Here is a 15586-nt window from a genome sequence, read left to right as displayed (position 1 = left end):
CAAGATTCGGTGTGACGCCTACCCTGGAATCCATCGCATTTGTGCCCGGGGTGGAGGGGAACACCGTTGTCGGCCTTCGAACAGCCGGACGATCCGGCGTACCGGATCGCGTCACTGTCGGATCTGGACGCGATCCGCGCACTCGAGGTGGTCGAATTCGAGCATCTCGCGTATCCGTATTTCGTACTCCGGCAACTCTTCGAGCTACACGGAGCAAACTGGACGGTTGCCGAGGATGCGGGGGAGCTCTGCGGCTACGTGCTCACCGCCCTCGACGGTGAGCGCACGGCCTGGTTTCTCGGCTTCGCGGTGGCATCCGAGTGCCGGGGTCGCGGCCACGGCCGGGCACTGCTGGAAGCCGCTCTGGCCCAATGCCGTCAGGCCCGCGCCGAACAGGTCTTCGTCACGGTGAAACCGGGCAATCGGGTCGCCTACCACCTCTACAAGGAGGTCGGCTTCGTGTGGGCCGACCATGAGGCGGCCTACTTCGGCGCGGACGAGCCGCGAGATGTGCTGGTGCACAGGATCTATCATTGATCATGCTCGAGAAAAGCGCTCCGTCGTCGCCGTTCGTGACGGACATGAGCATGCGCATCGAGCGCCACGCCGACACCTACGCCGACAACGTCACCGAATTCCTGGAGCAGCCGCACGGCCTGCGCCGCCGCGCCACCGAACAGCCGCTGCTGGACCTGTTCACCCGGCACACCGAGGCGGTGGTGGCGACCTACGATCCGCCCGGAATCCGCAGGGCCGGTGACAGTCTCGTCTTCGGCCACCTCTACGCGCCGGTCCTCGAACACACCGCCACCGCGGCACCGCAGCCGATGGCGGTCAACCGGCTGCTCGCGGCCCTGATCGCCGCGGAGGTGGAGTTCCGCGGGCCACTGCGCCTGAGCCGCACCCAGAATCGGCTGCTGGCCGAGGCCTACGAGCGGCTGGGTCGCCCACTGGTGCAGGCCGGACTGCCCGCGCACGCCGCCCTGGCCTACCGCCGGGCCGGGAGTCTCTACCGCATCGACGAGGACACCGATGCCGAGGACCGCTGCGGCCTGGCGCTGGCCCGGGCGCGGCGGCTGGCACAGTCGGCGGCCTGGCGGCGCGCCGGCGGCCTGGTCCCGGATCTCATCTGCGGCTACGGTTACCGGCCCTTCCGCATGCTGTGGTTCGTGGCGCTCCAGCTGCTGGTCTTCGTGGTGGCGGTCATGCTGCGGTCGGATCAGCCGCCGGCCATCACCGTGTACCAGGTGCTCATGAACTACCTGAATCCGCTGGGCGTCGGGGACACCGACAACCTGCGGGTCGGCGGGCGGGCGGTGTTCGTGACCGAGAGCTATCTGGGCGCGGTCACCATGTCGGTGTTCTTCGCGCTACTGGTACGCCGCTGGTTCCGGCTCTGATCCGGTCGGATCCGCCGGTCACCACTGGACGGTGCTGATCTTGGCGCTGCGCAGCGCCGCCAGGGTCGCCACCGCCAGCCGGTCGCGCAGATGTCCGACCTGCGCGGTCCACTGCCGGGTGAAGCCCGGATCGGACTCCAGCCGCGTCCACAGCTCGCGCAGCCGGGGCGGGGTGTGGGCGCCCGGCATCCACAGGTGCACCAGCTGTTCGAGCAGCGGCGCCAGCTCGGCGGACGGATCACGTTCGGGCATGGGACGATCCGCCTCGGACAGGGCCGCGCCCAGGGTGGACAGCAGCCAGTCGTGCACGGCCAGATCCTCGCAGAAGCGTTGCACCGCACCGAGATCCCGTGCGGTCGGCACCATGATCCGCACCGACCGGGTGTGCTCGTCCTCGAGCCGGAACGCGAACAGGGTGCGCCCGCGCACGGTGCCGCCCACCGGCGGCGCGACCCGCGCTGCCCAGCGCAGCCGGGTGGCGCTGGAGCGCACCGGCGGCTGCTGATCCAGGCGGGGATCGGTGCGCACGCGGGTGAGCAGCCGGTCGCTGACCGAGCCCAGGTCCAGGGTGGTGGCGCCGGAGCCCTCCAGGAACCCCTCGGTGAGATCGACGGCGGCCGCGGCGTCGTCGGCGATGCGGTGCCACACCTCCAGCGTCCCGACCTGATTCAGGTAGTGCGACCAGGGCCGCCGGTTCTTGTCGGCCGTCCGCACCACCGTGGAACAGGCCGAACTCTGCAGCACCCGGCCGCCCACCAGGATCGCGTGCGCCGCCACCGTCCCGATGGCGCGGCTGTCCGATCCGGACACCGTGGCCAGCTTGCAGTCCACCCCGACGGCGGAACCCGGCGAAATCGCCAGGGCCAGCGGTCGTTCCCGCATCAGTACCCGCTGCCCGGGCAGCAGTGACAGCAGCGCCGTCGCCTCCCGCGCCGCCAGTCCCCCCGCATTGGGCAGCAGTGCCGTGCGTACCTCCCCCAGCAGCACCAGCGGCTCGTTCACCGGGCGGCCACCTCAGACGTCACCCAGGAAGATGTGGTTCAGCCGGTGGGTGGCCCGGCGCGGCACCTGCACCGGAATCCGTTCGCCCGCACCGCGTTCGGCGAGCTTCGCCTGCACATCGTCATCGAGTTGCAGATGGTCGAGGATGACCCGCACGGCGTGCTCGATGCCCAGGTAGCTGTAGGGCAGCACCGACAGCGCCCGATAGGCCGCGAAGGGCTTGGCCTTCGGATTCAGTTTCACCACCGCGGGCAGCCGGGACCAGTCGCTGGGCCACGGCTCCTCCCAGGGCACCGGAGCCGCCACCATGGCGCCCTCGTTGCGAATCAGGCCCAGCCGCAGCAACTGCCAGATGGCGGCCAGGAAGGGGCAGGACCAGAGCATGCGCTCCACCTGCTGATCGCCCTCTTCCTCCAGGCGGCGGCTCCACAGCTGCACATCCAGGAAGATGGAGTGATTGCGCGCGCCGAATTCCTCCGGCGGCCGGTAGCGCGAGACGCGCATGGCCTGTCCCGCATCGAATTCCGAGGATCGGCGGCCATTGCAGAGCCAGCCGGACTCGACGGTGGGCGGGCGGCGGCCGGTGCTGTCGCGCTCGGGTTCGGCGACGATGCGGGCCGCCATCATCTCCGCCAGCCGCACCGGCTCGCCGACCGGTTCGCCGTCCTGGAACGACGGCACCTCGGCGCAGCCCGCCTCGCGCGCCAGATAGTCGATGCGCACACCGCATTCCTCCGCGGCGGCCAGCAGCTTCTCCAGCACGTCGCGCGGGTCGGCGGTGCGGCGGGCATCGCGCGGGCGGTTGGCGGTGCGGGTCCAGAAGTAGTCGTCGACCAGGAAGCAGGTGCTGACCCGGGCGCCCGCCCCGAATTCCGCTTCGGCAGCGGCGATCTGGGTCTGGACGATGGGCGCCACCTTGCGCAGCTGCGCGTGGATCCGGTCGACGCCGTCGACCAGCTCGTCCATATAGAAGTGCCCGACCTCGATGGACAGATGCGACAGCGGCTGGCCGGCCACGCGATTGCGTTCGCCCGCCTCGCTGTAGTCGGTCGCGGAGCTCATCGGCGCACCTCCACCTGTTCCCAGACGGCGTCGTTCATGAGTTTCTCGGTGAGCAGGCGGAATGCGGCCACGGTCTCGGCATTGGCGACGTGTGCGGCCACATCCACATCCAGGATCACCTGTTCCCGGCACTGCAGCATCGGTTCCACCGGGATCTTGCCCAGTATCCCGCTCTCGCCCATGCCGTGCCGGTTGGCCGCGCGGGTCAGGGTGTTGTGTTGTTCCTGCAGCCAGGCGGCCTGGGCCGGGCGGAGGCCGGCGGTCAGGTTGAGTTCGGGCACCGCGGTGCGGACGAAGCGCAGCGAATTCAGCAGTTCGGCCCGGTCGTGTCCCCAGGCCTCGCCGACGGCCAGCACGCCGTGCTCATCGTGCACCAGGCCGCGGGCGGCCGCGATGTGCTGGCGGGTCCAGCGGTGGAAGATGAGCCAGCGGCACACCGCGCGGGACAGCTGCGGGTGCCGGGTCGCGCTGAGCGCGAGGGCCAGGGCGATGGATCGGCCCGCGCTCAGATCGACGAAGGTGACATTGAATTCCTGCTCGCAGGTGGCGAACAGCGCGGCGCAGCGATCGATCATGCGCTCGTCGAGGGTGGTGAACTCGGAGCCGCCGAGATCGCCGGGGAACAGCACCAGGCGGCCGGAGGGATGCCGGGACCGGCTCAGTTCCATCCGGTCGGTCTCGGAGCGCACACTCAGCCGCGCCGGTGTCCCGTTCTCGTCGAGCAGATAGGCGTGCAGGCCGGTCCCGTCCCGGACCCCGTTGTCGATCCGGCTGATCTCGAAAGTGCCGCCCGCGGTGGGGGATCCGAAATCGAAGTCCAGATAGGCGACCTTGTACCCCTTCATGCTCAGCCAGTAGGCCATATTGCAGCTGGTGACCGAGCGCCCGGTGCCGCCCTTGTCCGAAGAGGAGAACACGAGCACGGTCACACACTCCTGGTGGCGTCGAACCGGGCGTAGGCGAGCTCGTCCAGTTCCAAGAGGGCCTGCGAGGCGAGACTGACTGCGGTGCCGGGGCGCTCGTCGATGAGCGTGCGGGCCCGTTCGAGGCGCTGCTCGGCCAGGGCCAGGGCGGTGCGGCCGGCCGACACGTCGGTCTCGCTCAGCTCCAGCATCTCCCGGTTGAGCAGGTGCTCGGCCTCGGTCAGCAACTCCATGGCCCGGGTCACCGAGGTCGGCGCCCGCAGCGGCGGTTCCCGGTACAGGCGCGCGGCGGTCACCATGCACTCGACCACGCGCTCGGTGAGATACCAGGAGGGCAGGTGGTTTTCGGGGCCGCCGAAGATGCGGCTGGGATCGTCCCACAGGCCGGTGGCCGGTCCTTCGCGGAAGGCGCGCAGGTCGAGGTGGTCCATGGTGGCCTGGGCCAGCGTCATCAGCTGGTCGCGGGTCTCGATGGTGCCGGAGAGCCGCGCGGCCTGCAGGGTGCGTTTCAGAAGGACGGTGGCGTAATCGGAGACCGTCCACAGCAGCAGCGGGCCGTCCAGCGCCTCGCTGCCCAGCAGGCGCAGGCTCACGCCCGGCGTGTGCATGGTGCGGGCCGGATCGTCGGCGGTGAAGCGGCGCACGATGCGGCCGCGGCGGGCCAGCTCGTCGAAAATCGTTGCGGCGCGGTCCAGATCGTCGTCATTGGCCTCGCGGTTGAGCAGATCCTGCATGAGCACCGCGGAGACGATGAGACTGAAGTAGTCCGATTCCTCGCCGTCGGAGGTACGCCACGGAATGTCCTCGAGCGGCCAGCGCCCGGTGCCGAAGCGCGCCACCGCCGCCCAGTAGCGCTGGGCCAGATCCCAGCGCAGCTGCAGGGCCTCGGCCAGGCGGCGCTGCTGGCCGTTGAGCAGGTCGAGTTCACGGGTGCGCACCGAGGTGAGGTCGTTGATGCCGTCCAGCGCCACCACGGTGAAGTGCAGGTAGGGCCGGGCGACGGCATGGCCGGGCTGATCCGCGATCGGCATGTCCACGAAGTCGATGGGCGCGGCCTTGCGCACAATGGCCCAGCTCCAACCACATTCGAACAGCATGTCGCCGCTGTCCAGGTCGACGCCCTCCACCTGGCTGAGGGTGGTGTCGTTGCGCAGCCGGATCCGCACCCGGTCCAGGCGCTGCTGCACGGCGTGCACCACCGCGTCGGGGGAACCGCCGGTCTGGTTGAGCATCGACAGCATGGCCTGCCCGGCGGCGGATTTGGGCGAGACCGTATTCACCACGAAGCTGCGGATCAGGCCCACCATGGCGGCGGTGAGCCGGACATTGATGACCGCGTCGAGCGCCTCGATGCGCGGGCCCAGGTCCACGGCGAGCTTGATCCGCCGGCCCACGGCCAGTTCGGCGACCGGGCCGCTGAATCCGCGCAGGAATTTCAGCGCGGCCAGGCACAGGGTCAGTGACATGGAATAGGAGTCGACGACCTCGAGCGTGCGCTGCGCCGGGGTCGGCTCGGCACCGTCGGAGGAGGTCAGGTAGCTGCCCGCGGCGAAATTCGGCAGGGCGGCGTCGGAGTCGGGGTCGCGGTCGGTGTGGCGGTCGATGTACTGCTCGAGCAGCCAGACCACGCGCTCGCCGATGCGCAGGCCATTGTCGCCGAGGGGGGAGAGCACCTCGCGGATGTCGTCGGCGATCTCGTCGGGATGCTCCAGCCCGAAGCCGTCGATCTCGGTCGCCGGGTACAGCAGGCACAGCAGCTGTTCGGCGTCGCTGATGGAGTTGGAGCCGTTGCGGCCGCCCCACACCCACTCGCCATCCCGATAACACGCGGTCAGCAGCGACCGCCAGACTCCGAGGATCTGTTCCCGTGGCTTGATTCTCATCGGCGCCGTCCCCTGCCCTGTCGTGGCCAGCCGCGCCGTCACAGCTATGAACGAGCGCGGCACAAACTATCATGCGCCACCGCCCGGCACCGGGTGGGACGCCGTCTCGAAATCGCATCGCGCACAGGGCAATATCGGGCAGATCGGGCGTGGGAGGGCGCGGCCGCCGGGAGCGGGCCGGTAGCGTCGCTGATCATGGATCGGACGGTTCGCCGCGGTTCGGCCCGGCGCAGACAGGCGGCGGTGGGCTATGCGCTGCTGCTGCCGAGCCTGATCGGGGTCGGGTGTTTCCTGCTGGTGCCGATCGCGGTGGTGTTGTGGCTGAGTGTGCACAGCTGGAATCTGCTGGGGCCCATCGAATTCACCGGAGCGAGCAACTGGCGGTCGGTGCTGGGGGATCGGCAGTTCGGGCATTCGCTGCTGGTGACGCTGGCGTTGACGGCGCTGGTGGTGCCGGTGCAGACGGCGCTGGGGTTCGCGGTGGCGGCCGTGCTGGCGCGGCGCGGGCGGGGCGGGACCGTGCTGCGGGTGGTGTACGCGCTGCCGTGGATGTGTGCGCCGGTGGCGGTGGGGGTGGTGTGGCAGTGGATCTTCGCACCCACGGGCGGGGCGTTGAACGCGCTGCTGGGACGGCGGGTGGAGTGGCTGAGCTCGCCGGCGCTGGCGCTGCCGGCGGTGGCCTCGGTGATCGTGTGGATGAATGTGGGTTATGTGGCTTTGTTTTTCGTGGCCGGGATCAGGGCCATACCCGGGGAGATCCTGGACGCGGGCGCGCTGGACGGGGCCACCGGCTGGCGGCGCATTCGCTGGCTGATCCTGCCGCTGCTGCGCCCGACCATGTTCTTCGTACTGGTCACCGGGGTGCTGAGCGTCTTCCAGACCTTCGACGCGGTGTACGCGCTCACCCGGGGCGGGCCCGACCACCACACCGATGTGGTTGCCATGCGGATGTATTCGGAGGCCTTCCAGGCCGCGCATCCGGGGCGGGCCGCGGTCATGGCGGTGGTGGTGTTCGCGGTCATGTTCGTGATCACGATGGTGCAGCACCGATACTTCCGGGATCGGACGAGTTATGAGTACTGAACGGAGGGCGGCCGCCCGGGCCGTCGCGGCGTACACGGTGCTGATCCTCGCGGCATTGCTGACGGTGGCCCCGCTGGTGCTCAGCGCCCTGACCGCGGTCAAGACGCCGAAGCAGTTCGCCAGCGAATCCGCCCTGGCCACACCGCATCCCGCGACGCTGGACAACTTCCGCACGGTCCTCGACCAGGGGGTGGGCCGGGCCGTGGCGGTCACCGCCCTGATGACGGTCTGCATCACCTGCGGACAGCTGGTCACCTCGACCATGGCGGCATACGCCTTCGCGCGCACCAGCTTTCCCGGTCGTGACGTGCTGTTCTGGGTGTATCTAGGGACCATGATGGTGCCCAGCGCGGTCACCCTGGTGCCGCTGTACCTGATGTTCGCGAAGCTGGGCTGGCTCAATAGCTTCTGGGCGCTGGTGCTGCCGTTCCTGTTCGGCTCGCCGTACGCGATCTTCCTGCTGCGCCAGTACTTCCGGGCCATTCCGCAGGAGATCATCGACGCGGCGCGGATGGACGGGGCCTCGACCCTCGACATCCTGGTGAGCATCGTGGTGCCGATGAGCAGGCCGATCCTGGCCACGCTCGCCGTCATCACGGTGGTCTCGCAGTGGAACAGCTTCATGTGGCCGCTGGTCGCCGCGTCCGGCCCGAAATGGCAGGTGCTGACCGTGGCCACGGCGAGTATGCAGACCCAGTACAACGCGCAGTGGACGCTGATCATGGCCGCCACCACGCTGGCGATCGCTCCGCTGGTGCTGTTGTTCGTGGTGTTCCAGCGGCAGGTGCTGGCCTCCATCGCGGTGACGGGGATCAAATGACAGAGATCCGGATCAAGGATTCGACCCGGGCCGTGCTCGGGCTGGTCGTGGTCGCCGTGCTGCTGGTGGCCGCGGCCCTGTGGCTGGGCCGCGAGACGGCGAGCGGCGGGCGCACGGTGGTGCGGCTGCGGATCTGGGATCAGAGCTTCGTCTCCGCGTATCGGGCCTCGCTGGACGAGTTCCAGCGCGCCAATCCCGATATCGAGGTGCGAATCACGCTGGTGCCGTGGGCTTCCTACGCGCAGAAGCTACGGCTGGATGTGGCGGGCGGGATCGCCGACGACCTGTTCTGGACCAATCTCTACGAGGACTACGCCGACAGCGGGCACCTGATGGATATCGGTGCGGCGCTGGGACCGCAGGCGGCCCGAGCCTGGGACCCGCAGGCCGTCACCCAGTACACGCGCGCCGGAAAGCTGTGGGCGGTACCGCAATTCGTGGACGGCGGGACCGCCGTGTACGTCAACCGGGACCTGCTGGCACAGGCCGGGGTCGATCCGGGCGCGGTCACGGCGGCGCGCTGGAGCCCCGACCCGGCGCTGGATACCTTCCGGCCGCTGCTACGGCGGTTGGCGCCGGTATCGGAGTGGCCGTACAACGCCGCCAACGACTTTCAATCCATCACCCTGCCGTATCTGGGCTCGGCCGGTGGGCAGCTCCAGCGCGACGGCCGGTTCGCCCTCGATTCCCCACAGGGACGGGACGCCTTCGGCTACACGGTGGGGCTGGTCGCCGACCGGCTGTCCCCGTCGGCCGCGGACACCAATGCCAGCGGCGACTTCGCCAAGAACGCCTTCCTGCAGGGCCGGATGGCGCTGTTCCAGTCGGGCACCTTCAATCTGGCCACGATTGCCCAGAACGCCGGATTCCACTGGGGATTGGCGATGATTCCCGCGGGCCCGGCCGGGCGGGTGAGCGCCAACAATGCCATCGGCCTCGCGGGCAATGCCGCCACCGCGCACCCCGCGGCGGTGCGGCGGGTGCTGGCCTGGCTGGGCAGTGCGGCGGGCAACCTCTACCTCGGCATCGACGGGGCGACGATTCCGGCCGTGGTATCGGAACAACAGGTGTACCGGGACTACTGGGCCCGGCACGGGGTCGACGTGTCACCGTTCTTCGATGTGTTGCGCGACAAAGAGATCGCGGCGGGCGGGGGCGCGGGATTCCCGGCCGCTCTGGAGGCGATGACGCCGATCTTCGACGAGATGTACCTGGGCCGCATCCCCGTCCCGGACGCGCTGGCCCGGGCGCAGCGGGAGGCCGACGCGGCGGCCGCCCAGCAGTGATCGACCCTCAGATGCGACTGTGATCGGTGTAGGGCGTGCGCGGGCCGAACTTCGGTTTGCGCGCGAACCCGGCCAGGCCGAGCAGCCGCACCGCGCGATATCGGTGCGGGCGCAGGGGTTCCAGGTATTCGACCATCTCGTCGTCGTCGATCGGACGATCGAGCAGCGTCCAGCCGACGATGGCCGCGAGATGAAAATCGCCCACCGACAGAGCATCCGGATCGCCGAAGGCGCGCTGGGCGATCTCGGCGGCCGTCCACACCCCGATCCCGGGCACCGTGCGCAGCCGCTGTGCGGCGTCGGCGTGGCTCAGCCCGGCCGCCTGTTCCAGCTTCGGTGCGATACGTGCCGCCAGCACAATGGTTTTCGAACGCTGCGGGCCGACATTGGCGCGGTGGTAGACCCAGGACGGGATGTGCCGCCAGGTCTCGGCGTCGGGCATGACCCGCAGGCCCTGCGGAGCCGGACCGGGGGCGGGAGTTCCGTAGCGCCACACCAGTTTCCGCCAGGAGTCGTGGGCGGTCCTGGTGTGCACCTTCTGCTCCAGCACCGCCGGGACCAGCGCCTCCCACACCAGGCCGGTGCGCAGCATGCGCAGACCCGGATTGCGGCGGTGCGCCTCGGCGACCTTGGGGTGCCCGGGGGCGAAATCGCTGAGGTCCTCGTCCAGGCAGAGCATGGCGGGGAGCCCCGCCAGGAACTCCTCCGCACCCGGACCCCACGCGCGGGCGTCGACCGTCTGGCGATCGAGTTGCCGCAGCCGGTAGGTGACCTCCCCCGAGGGCAGGCGGGAGGCGTGCCAGTGCGAGCCGTCGGGGGTTTCGCGGTGACAGGGATCGCCGAAGCCGTGGCGCAGCGGGGAGATGGTGGCGGCCAGATCCAGCGGCCGATCCGAGCGGAGGGTGCGGGCGCGCTCGACCGTCATCCGATCGATTCCGGGCGGCGCTGAAGTCACCGCGCCATTCTATTGGTAACGCGAAGATCGATGGCGGCGATGTTCATTCCGATTGTCTTGGTTGCTCAGCAAACTGATGGCATCCGGCACTGGAGGTACTCGGCATGATCACCAACCTGATCAATTTCCTGCTCGGCGTTTGGGGAAACATTTTCGCCGGCAGTAGCGGTTACCACATTGCGCCCGGCACGCTGCCGTTCGGCAGCTGACGATGAGGGAAGGGGCACCCGCCATGGCGGGTGCCCCTTCGTCTGTGCCGATCGTGGCCGGAACCTGCCAATCATGGCCGGTCCGTGCCGATTACGGCCGGTCCAGCAGGAACTGGGCCAGGTGACGGGACGGGCGGCCGGCCAGCTGTGCGGCCTGGGTCCGGCAGGAGAAACCGTCGGCTATCAAGATCGAATTCGGGGGCGCCGCACGCAGTGCCGGGAGCATGCCGTTCTCGGCGACCGCGACCGATACGTCGTAGTGGCCGCGCTGCATTCCGAAATTTCCAGCAAGTCCACAGCAACCAGAGATCTCGATCACTTTCGCACCGGTGCCGCGCAGTATTCGGCGATCGGCCGCGAACCCCAGCACGGCGTGCTGATGACAATGCGGCTGCACCACCACGGTGTGGCCGCTGCGGTCCGGCGGCCGCCAGCCGGGCTCGCCCTCCAGGAATTCCGACAGGGTGCGCACCGCGCCCGCCACGGCGGCCGCCCGCGGATCCTCCGGCAGCAGGCGCGGGAGATCATCGCGCAGCGCGGCCGTGCACGACGGTTCCAGCCCGACCACCACCCCACCCGCGCCGACATGCGCGGCCAGGGCATCGACGGTGGCGCGCAGCCGCTTCCGCGCGCCGTCCAGCTGGCCGGTGCTGATCCAGGTGAGACCGCAGCAGACCCGGGAGTCGGGGATGCGCACGCGATGACCCAGTGACTCGATCAATTCCACGGCGGCACCGGCGATCTCGGGATCGAAGGCGTCGGTGAAGGTGTCGATCCACAGCATCACCCCGGGTGCGGAGTCGCCGGTGCGCACCGGCTGCCGCCAGGAACGCCGAAAACTCCGGTGCGCCATCGTGGGCACCTCGCGACGCGGATCCATTCCGGACAACCGCAGGCCGAGGCGGCGCAGCGGTCCCGCCGCACCGAGCGCGTTCACCAGCCGGGGGAGTCGCGTCGCCGGTCCGAGCCAGCGCGGCAGGCGGCCCAGGGTGTAGTGGTCGACCGGGCGCGGCCTGCGCCGATAGCGGCGGTACAGGGTCTCCGACTTGTAGGTCGCCACGTCGACGCCGGCGGGGCAGTCGGAATGGCATGCCTTGCAGGACAGGCAGAGATCCAGCGACTCGGCGACGGCGTCCGACCGCCAATCCAGCGCGCCCCGGACCACCTCCTGCAGCACCCGGGCCCGGCCGCGGGTGCTGTCCTTCTCGTCGGCGGTGGCCAGATACGACGGGCACATGAACCCGCCCGCGGCGTGGGTGTCGGCCCGGCACTTGCCGACTCCCACGCAGCGATGCACGGCCGTGGCCAGATCGCCGTCGGCGGGAAAAACGAAACCGCCGGTCGTGGGCAGCGGGCGCAACCCGGCCAGGCGCAGGTCGGCATCGATCGGGCGGGGATGCACGAGCACACCGGGATTCAGCACGGCGTCGGGGTCGAACAGCGCCTTGAAGCCCGCGAAGGCGTCGAGGGCCTCCCGGGAGTACATGAACCGCAACAGATCCGAGCGCGCCCGGCCGTCGCCGTGCTCACCCGAGAGCGAGCCGCCGAACCGCACCACCTGCCGGGCGGCGTCCTCGAGGAAGCTCCGGAAGCGTTGCGGCGCATCGGCTATCGGCAGATCCAGGCGCACATGGATGCAGCCGTCACCGAAATGGCCGTAGAGCAGGCCGTCCAGGTCGTGGTCCCGGAGCAGCGCCTCGAACTCGCGCAGGTAGTCGCCGAGGCGGTCGGGCGGCACGGCGGCGTCCTCCCAGCCCGGCCAGGCCGGACGGCCGTCCGGGGTGCGGCCGGCCAGACCCGCGCCGTCGGCACGGATGCCCCACAGCGCCTGCGCCTCGGCCGGGTCGGTGACCACGCGGGAATCCAGCGCGTGCACGCTCCCGCGCAGCAGCTCCGCCTTGTCCCGTGCCTGTTCCCTTGTCGCACCGTCGATTTCGATCAACAGCCAGCCGCCGCCGCGCGGCAGATCGGGCACCCCGCCGCGATGGGCACGCACCACGTCGACCAGGCGCGCGTCCATGCCCTCCACGGCAATGGGCCGCACCGCCATGATCGCGGCGATATCGTCCGCGGCCGCCGGCATATCCGGGTAGCCGAGCGCCACCAGCACGGTCGCCGCGGGCACCGGAACCAGCCCGACGGTGGCGTCCAGCAGCAGTCCGCAGGTGCCCTCGGTGCCGACGAAGGCCTTGGCCACCGACGAACCGCGTTCCGGCAGCAGATGTTCCAGCCCGTATCCGGACGCCTGCCGCTCGAACCGGCCCAGCTCGGTGCGGATGAGCGCCAGGTGGGCGCGGGTGAATTCGGGCAGGCCCGCGAGCACGGACAGGTCCGCGCCCAGGGTGCGCTCGATGCCCATCCCGTCGAGAATCCGCAACTCGCGCACCGTATCCGAGGTGCGGCCCCAGGCCACCGCGCGCGGACCGCAGGCATTGTTGCCGATCATCCCGCCCAGCGTGCAGCGGTTCTGGGTGGACGGGTCCGGGCCGAAGCGCAGCCCGTGCGCGCCCGCGCGCCGCTGCAGCGCGGCCAGCACCACCCCGGGCTGCACCCGTGCGGTGCGGCGCTCGGGATCGAGGTCGAGGATGGCGTTCATATGGCGGCTGAAGTCCAGGACCAGACCCGGTCCGATGGCATTGCCCGCCACCGAGGTGCCCGCCCCGCGCGCGGTCACGGTCAGCCCCTCCGCGCGCGCGACATCCAGGGCCGCCCGCACATCGGCCGCATCGCGCGGGAAGACCACGCCGCGCGGGAGGATCCGGTAGTTCGAGGCGTCCGAGGAGTATTCGGCCCGCCGCCGGGGGCCGGTGTCGACCTCACCGGTGATCACCGCGCGCAACGCTCGCTCCCACGCCTCGCTCACGCCCCAACCCTATGCGCGCCATGGCGAGGCTTCGCCGATCCGGCCCGGTGGCGGGCGGCGGATTTCGCTCAGCGCGAACCGCTGGGCTGGGCGGATGGCCTTGATCTCAACCTTTGTTGAGGTATTAGTGTCGGTGGTGCGGGGTTCGATGAACCCCGTGACCGGTGAGGAGCGGGGATGAGTATCGAATCCGTGGCGTGGAATCAGCTGTATCGGCAGATGAACGCGCCTGCAGAGCAGCGACCGCTGCGGTTGGCCACTGCCCGGCGGATCCTCGCCTTCGCGCGGCCACACCACCGGCAGTTGGTGGCGTTCCTGGTATTCAGCATCGTGTCGGCGCTGCTGGCGGTGGCCACCCCGGTCCTGGCCGGGCGAGTGGTCGACGCCATCGTCGGGCACGGCGCGCCGCGCACGGTGATCACGCTGGCCGCGATCATCGCGGCGGTCGCGGTGCTGGATGCCGGCTTGGGGTTGGTGATCAGGTGGTTGTCGGCGCGCATCGGAGAGGGGCTCATCTTCGATCTGCGCACCGCGGTGTTCGATCACGTACAGAAGATGCCGATCGCGTTCTTCACGCGCACCCGGACCGGCGCACTGGTGAGCCGGCTCAACAATGACGTTATCGGGGCGCAACGCGCGTTCAGCACCACCCTGTCCGGGGTCGTCACCAACCTGGTCACCCTCGCGCTCACGCTGGCCGTGATGCTGCGGCTGTCGTGGCAGATCACCCTGCTCGCCCTGGTGCTGCTGCCGGTCTTCGTCGTGCCCGCCCGGCGCATGGGCGAGCGGCTGGCCGGCATCCAGCGCGAGGCGGCCGGGCTGAACGCGTCCATGAGCACCCAGATGACCGAACGGTTCTCCGCGCCGGGCGCGACGCTGGTCAAACTGTTCGGCCGACCGCGGCAGGAGTCCGCGGAGTTCGGGCTGCGAGCCGGGCGGGTGCGCGATATCGGGGTGCGCACGGCCATGCTGCAGACGGTGTTCGTCACCGCGCTCACCCTGGTCTCGGCGCTGGCGCTGGCCCTGGTCTACGGGCTGGGCGGCTATCTGGCGCTGCAGGGTGAGCTGGAACCCGGTGCGGTGGTGGCCCTTTCGCTGCTGTTGACCCGGCTGTACTCGCCGCTCACCGCGCTGGCCAGCGCCCGGGTGGATGTGATGTCGGCGCTGGTGAGCTTCGAGCGGGTCTTCGAGGTGCTGGATCTGAAACCGCTGATCGAGGATTCGCCGCTGGCGGTGCCGGTGCCCGCGGGCCCGGTGGCGGTTGAGCTGGACGGCGTCACCTTCGGCTACCCGTCGGCCGACAAGGTCTCGCTGGCCTCGCTGGAGGATGTGGCCACGCTCGACACCCGCGGCGGTGAGGAGGTGCTGCACGATGTCTCGCTGCGGGCCGAGCCCGGGCAGATGGTGGCGCTGGTCGGCTCCTCCGGGGCCGGGAAATCCACCATCGCGCAATTGGTCTCGCGGCTCTACGACGTGGACTCCGGGGCGGTGCTGCTGGGCGGCATGGATGTCCGTGAGCTGACCGGGCAGTCGATTCAGGACACCGTCGGCCTGGTCACCCAGGACGGGCACCTGTTCCACGACACCATCCGCGCCAATCTGCTGCTCGCCCGCCCCGCGGCCACCGAGGACGAGCTGTGGGATGCGCTGCGGCGCGCCCGGTTACGCGAGCTGATCGAGTCGCTGCCCGACGGCCTGGACACCGTGGTCGGTGAGCGCGGCTATCGGCTCTCCGGCGGGGAACGCCAGCGCCTGACCATTGCCCGGCTGCTGCTCAAACAGCCCCGCGTGGTGATCCTGGACGAGGCCACCGCCTCGCTGGACTCCACCTCCGAGGCCGCGGTACAGGAGGCGCTGGCCGAGGCCCTCGACGGCCGCACCGCCCTGGTCATCGCGCACCGGCTGTCCACCATCCGCAATGCCGACCAGATCCTGGTGCTCGAGCACGGCCGCATCGTGGAGCGCGGTACGCACACCGAACTGCTCGCCGCGGACGGCCGCTACACCGAGCTCTACCGCACCCAGTTCGCCGATTCCGGTGCCCCGGCGACAGTCTGATCGGGCCCGGGGCTCGGCAGTCCGATCGGACCGGGCACCTTG

General features: G+C 70.0%; 12 protein-coding genes. 6 read left to right on the top strand and 6 right to left on the bottom strand.

The annotated features are described in order from the left end of the window. The first annotated feature begins 66 nt into the window (after positions 1-66). Entirely contained in the window at positions 67-537 is a 471-nt protein-coding gene (locus ACFXKA_RS19330) for a GNAT family N-acetyltransferase (RefSeq protein ID WP_379428259.1), read from the top strand. 2 nt (positions 538-539) lie between these two features. Beyond that, on the top strand, positions 540-1400 hold the full coding sequence (locus ACFXKA_RS19325; RefSeq protein ID WP_379428258.1) for a hypothetical protein: 861 nt from the start codon (positions 540-542) through the stop codon (positions 1398-1400). An 18-nt stretch (positions 1401-1418) separates the two neighbouring features. Here ACFXKA_RS19325 and ACFXKA_RS19320 read toward each other — a convergent pair whose 3' ends face one another. From ACFXKA_RS19320 to ACFXKA_RS19305, 4 genes are read right to left on the bottom strand one after another with little or no spacing between them, the layout of a single operon-like run. Beyond that, entirely contained in the window at positions 1419-2402 is a 984-nt protein-coding gene (locus tag ACFXKA_RS19320; protein WP_354840883.1) for an SCO2521 family protein, read from the bottom strand. A gap of 12 nt (positions 2403-2414) precedes the next feature. Then, a complete protein-coding gene (locus ACFXKA_RS19315) occupies positions 2415-3464 on the bottom strand; it encodes an SCO2522 family protein (RefSeq protein ID WP_354840880.1) in 1050 nt (349 codons plus the stop codon). Then, positions 3461-4393, bottom strand: a complete 933-nt coding sequence (locus ACFXKA_RS19310) for an SCO2523 family variant P-loop protein (RefSeq protein ID WP_354840877.1) — start codon at positions 4391-4393, stop codon at positions 3461-3463. Before ACFXKA_RS19310 ends, ACFXKA_RS19315 begins: the two co-directional genes overlap by 4 nt. Further along, positions 4390-6270: an SCO2524 family protein gene (locus ACFXKA_RS19305; RefSeq protein WP_354840874.1), complete on the bottom strand. Its 1881-nt coding sequence runs from the start codon at positions 6268-6270 to the stop codon at positions 4390-4392. The genes ACFXKA_RS19310 and ACFXKA_RS19305 overlap by 4 nt, the downstream gene beginning before the upstream one ends. Positions 6271-6465: 195 nt before the next feature. Here ACFXKA_RS19305 and ACFXKA_RS19300 point away from each other — a divergent pair, with 195 nt between their 5' ends. Genes ACFXKA_RS19300 through ACFXKA_RS19290 form a run of 3 tightly spaced genes read left to right on the top strand, consistent with a single transcriptional unit; the run spans position 6466 to position 9459 of the window. Beyond that, positions 6466-7353, top strand: a complete 888-nt coding sequence (locus tag ACFXKA_RS19300) for a sugar ABC transporter permease (protein ID WP_354840871.1) — start codon at positions 6466-6468, stop codon at positions 7351-7353. Next, complete coding sequence (locus ACFXKA_RS19295; RefSeq protein ID WP_379428257.1) at positions 7343-8173, top strand: carbohydrate ABC transporter permease; 831 nt, start codon at positions 7343-7345, stop codon at positions 8171-8173. The genes ACFXKA_RS19300 and ACFXKA_RS19295 overlap by 11 nt, the downstream gene beginning before the upstream one ends. Continuing rightward, positions 8170-9459 carry an extracellular solute-binding protein gene (locus tag ACFXKA_RS19290; RefSeq protein ID WP_379428256.1) on the top strand — a complete coding sequence of 430 codons (1290 nt, stop codon included), beginning with the start codon at positions 8170-8172 and terminating at the stop codon, positions 9457-9459. Before ACFXKA_RS19295 ends, ACFXKA_RS19290 begins: the two co-directional genes overlap by 4 nt. A gap of 7 nt (positions 9460-9466) precedes the next feature. Here ACFXKA_RS19290 and ACFXKA_RS19285 read toward each other — a convergent pair whose 3' ends face one another. Beyond that, positions 9467-10384 carry a DNA-3-methyladenine glycosylase family protein gene (locus ACFXKA_RS19285; RefSeq protein WP_379428284.1) on the bottom strand — a complete coding sequence of 306 codons (918 nt, stop codon included), beginning with the start codon at positions 10382-10384 and terminating at the stop codon, positions 9467-9469. 330 nt (positions 10385-10714) lie between these two features. Next, entirely contained in the window at positions 10715-13486 is a 2772-nt protein-coding gene (locus ACFXKA_RS19280) for an FAD-binding and (Fe-S)-binding domain-containing protein (protein ID WP_379428255.1), read from the bottom strand. A 177-nt stretch (positions 13487-13663) separates the two neighbouring features. On the opposite strand from ACFXKA_RS19280, the gene ACFXKA_RS19275 reads away from it, so the two are divergent. Further along, positions 13664-15544, top strand: a complete 1881-nt coding sequence (locus tag ACFXKA_RS19275) for an ABC transporter ATP-binding protein (RefSeq protein ID WP_354840860.1) — start codon at positions 13664-13666, stop codon at positions 15542-15544. Positions 15545-15586 lie beyond the last annotated feature (42 nt).

The sequence above is a fragment of the Nocardia sp. NPDC059228 genome, from assembly GCF_042754245.1.
GTDB lineage: Bacteria > Actinomycetota > Actinomycetes > Mycobacteriales > Mycobacteriaceae > Nocardia.
This window is presented reverse-complemented; position numbering and strand designations above follow the sequence as displayed.

Coding starts and splice junctions, on each gene's coding strand:
- ACFXKA_RS19325 (WP_379428258.1), top strand. CDS start 540: ATGCTCGAGAAAAGCGCTCCGTCGTCGCCGTTCGTGACGGACATGAGC.
- ACFXKA_RS19315 (WP_354840880.1), bottom strand. CDS start 3,464: ATGAGCTCCGCGACCGACTACAGCGAGGCGGGCGAACGCAATCGCGTG.
- ACFXKA_RS19305 (WP_354840874.1), bottom strand. CDS start 6,270: ATGAGAATCAAGCCACGGGAACAGATCCTCGGAGTCTGGCGGTCGCTG.
- ACFXKA_RS19300 (WP_354840871.1), top strand. CDS start 6,466: ATGGATCGGACGGTTCGCCGCGGTTCGGCCCGGCGCAGACAGGCGGCG.
- ACFXKA_RS19295 (WP_379428257.1), top strand. CDS start 7,343: ATGAGTACTGAACGGAGGGCGGCCGCCCGGGCCGTCGCGGCGTACACG.
- ACFXKA_RS19290 (WP_379428256.1), top strand. CDS start 8,170: ATGACAGAGATCCGGATCAAGGATTCGACCCGGGCCGTGCTCGGGCTG.
- ACFXKA_RS19285 (WP_379428284.1), bottom strand. CDS start 10,384: ATGACGGTCGAGCGCGCCCGCACCCTCCGCTCGGATCGGCCGCTGGAT.
- ACFXKA_RS19275 (WP_354840860.1), top strand. CDS start 13,664: ATGAGTATCGAATCCGTGGCGTGGAATCAGCTGTATCGGCAGATGAAC.